3 protein-coding genes are annotated in these 2,821 nt (G+C 66.3%); all 3 read right to left on the minus strand.

Annotated features, from left to right (window positions below; all coding sequences use genetic code 11):
• On the minus strand, positions 1–1,177 hold a 1,177-nt coding region (locus tag EN914_RS30700; RefSeq protein WP_206527279.1), incomplete at its 3' end, for a PLP-dependent aminotransferase family protein.
• A 176-nt stretch (positions 1,178–1,353) separates the two neighbouring features.
• Positions 1,354–1,806, minus strand: a complete 453-nt coding sequence (locus tag EN914_RS30705; protein ID WP_024501623.1) for a GNAT family N-acetyltransferase — start codon at positions 1,804–1,806, stop codon at positions 1,354–1,356.
• Between the two features lie 64 nt (positions 1,807–1,870).
• On the minus strand, positions 1,871–2,623 hold the full coding sequence (locus tag EN914_RS30710) for a pyridoxamine 5'-phosphate oxidase family protein (protein ID WP_024501624.1): 753 nt from the start codon (positions 2,621–2,623) through the stop codon (positions 1,871–1,873).
• Positions 2,624–2,821: the final 198 nt, after the last annotated feature.

The following is a 2,821-nucleotide window of genomic DNA, read 5'->3' on the forward strand; positions in this document are numbered from 1 at the left end:
GCCTTGGAATGCCTTCGCTCACCGCGCGCCGGTCGGCGAGCGTGAAGGACAGCCGCAGCGTGTTGCGCCCGGTGCCATCGGCATAAAAGGCGTTGCCCGGCACGAAGGCGACCCGCGCTTCCTTCACCGACCGAGCCAGAAGCTCGGTGGCGTCGGACCCTTCCGGCAGTGTCACCCAGACGAACATGCCGCCTTCCGGGCGGCTCCAGGTCACGCCTTCGGGCATGTGGGCTTCCAGTGCCGAGAGCAGCCCGTCGCGGCGCTCGCGATAGGCGTCGATGAGTTTTTCCACGTGGCCTTCGAACACGGCTTCGGCGACGCGATGCATCACCACCTGGTTGATCGACGGGCTGTGCAGGTCCGAAGCCTGCTTCATCAGCACCAGCTTCTCGACAATGTGGCGCGCCGCGCACACCCAGCCGACCCGCATGCCCGGCGACAGGATCTTCGAGAACGAGCCGCAATAGAGCGTGCGCGCCTTGTCGATGCCGCCGGACCGGGCACAATCGAGCGCCAGGATCGGCGGCTCGCCCTCGCCGTCATAGCGCAGCGCGCGGTAAGCGGCATCCTCGAGGACGGCGATGTCGAGTTCGCCGGCAAGGTCGAGCACCGCCTCGCGCTGCTCACGGTTCAGCGTGTTGCCGGTCGGGTTGGCGAAATCCGGCACCAGATAGGCGAATTTGGCCTTGCCGCCATTGGCGGCCGCCGCCGCGCGATAGGCATCGGGCGTCATGTTGCCGCCGGCCGGGGTCAGCCGGTCGTAGCGCGGCTCATAGGCGTTGAAAGCCTGCAGCGCGCCGAGATAGGTCGGCCACGTCACCAGCGCGGTGTCGCCCGGCGACAGGAACAGCTTGCCGAGATAATCCAGCGCCTGCTGCGAGCCGGAGGTGATGAAGATGTTGGCCTCGTCGCAGGCGACGCCGAGCTTGCCCATCTGCCCGGCGAGCCAGCGCCGCAACGGCAGATAGCCTTCCGAGACCTGGTACTGCAGCGCAGCGCCCGCCTCGGCGCCACCCAGCACATCGGCATAGGCGTCGCGGATCGCCTCGGCTGGGAACAGCGCCGGATCGGGAATACCGCCGGCAAACGAGATGATGTCCGGCTGGTCGAGCAGCTTCAGCAGCTCGCGGATTTCGGACGCTTTCATGCGCGACGAGCGCGAAGCCAACAGGTTCATAAGGGTCACGGCACGCCTCCCCGGACGCTGCAATATAGGTCAACTTGACTGACCTATATCCCCTCTTGGCCGCGAATTGAAGTGTGCCTGAACGGTTTCCCGAATGCGCCAGCGCTGGCGCACTGCTCGAACGCCGCGAGCAGTTCCACAAAAGTGTTGCAGCGTTTTCCGACCGCCTAAAGGCTCTTCTTGTAGCCGAGATGGCTGCCGGTGAAGCCGAGGCTTTCGTAAAAACGATGCGCGTCCGCCCGCCCCTTGTCGGTGGTCAGTTGGACGAGGCTGCAGCCGCGCGCCCGGCACGCGTCGATCGCCCATTCGATCATCTGCCTGCCGATGCCGTCCGAGCGCCTGTGGCCGGCGACCCGAACCGCCTCGATCTGGCCGCGCCACGCGCCCTTGCGCGAGAGCCCGGCAAGGAAAGATATCTGCAAGGTGCCGACCACCTCGCCGCCATCCACGGCCACCGCCAGCAGTTGATTGGGATCGGCGTCGATGGCGTTCAAGGCATCGACATAACCTTGCGCCAGTGGCAAGGAAGCGTCCTCGCGGCCGGCGCCAAGCGGGTCGTCGGCCAGCATGGCCACGATATCAGGCAGGTCGGAGGCTTGCGCACGGCGGAAGGTGATCATGGTGTCGAGATATCGCGAGGCGGCGGCAGCGGCAAGATTTGAATACGCTCCCACTAGGCGCGGGCTAAACTTCGCCCTCATAAACCCGCTGCGCCTGCGTCAGCGCCTCATCGAGCCGCGCGCCCTCGGCATATCCAGCCAGGTTCCGCGGCCGCTCCATGTCAGGCAGCAGCCTCGGACACGGCTCGGCGGCGCCGACCACCATCCGCACCGGGATGACGCCGGCCCAAACCGGATGCCCGTAATCCTCCTCGTCGTCGCCGACGCCCTTGGCGCGCACCTTCGCCGATGCCTCTTCAATACGCATGCCGATCACCGTCGTCGCCTTGGCCTCCTGCGCCGAGATCGGCCTCAGGGTCTCGCTCCGGCCGGGATAGAAACGGTCGACGACGCCGGCCAGCGCCTTCAGTTTCTCCTGCGGCTCGTCGACGATTCGCGCCGTGCCGAAACACATCGCCGAGCGATAGTTGGCCGAATGGTTGAAGCCCGAGCGCGCCAGCACCAGCCCGTCGAGATGCGACACCGTGAGACAGGCCGGCGTGCCGCCGCGCAGATTGCGCAGCATGCGGCTGGCCGACGAGCCGTGCCAGTACAGCATGTCGTCCTCGCGCCAGTGGATGGTCGGCGTGCAATAGGGCTGGCCGTCGAACGTATAGGCGACATGGCACAGCAGCCCGGCATCCAGCACCGCGAAGACTGCCGCATGGTCATAGCTGCCGCGCTCGTGCAGGCGCTTGACGCGGTTGCGGCTGGTGGTCGGAAAACTGGCTGGCGTGTCGTTCACGGCTTGCATCCTTGGTTGTCGTCTGCCAACCATGCGCCATGACATTGGTCGATAAAAGAACCAATCCTATGAAGAAAAACCGGACCAATTTTCCGGATTGGTCGGCGCTGATCCCGGTCCTGCCGGGCGACGGCCCGCGCAGCCGCGAGCTCTATGCGGCGCTCAGGCGGCTGATCGAGACCGGCGCGCTGGCCGCCGGGGCGAAACTGCCGACCACCCGGGATCTCGCAC

This window comes from Mesorhizobium sp. M7A.F.Ca.CA.001.08.2.1 (assembly GCF_003998455.1).
Taxonomy (GTDB): domain Bacteria; phylum Pseudomonadota; class Alphaproteobacteria; order Rhizobiales; family Rhizobiaceae; genus Mesorhizobium; species Mesorhizobium ciceri.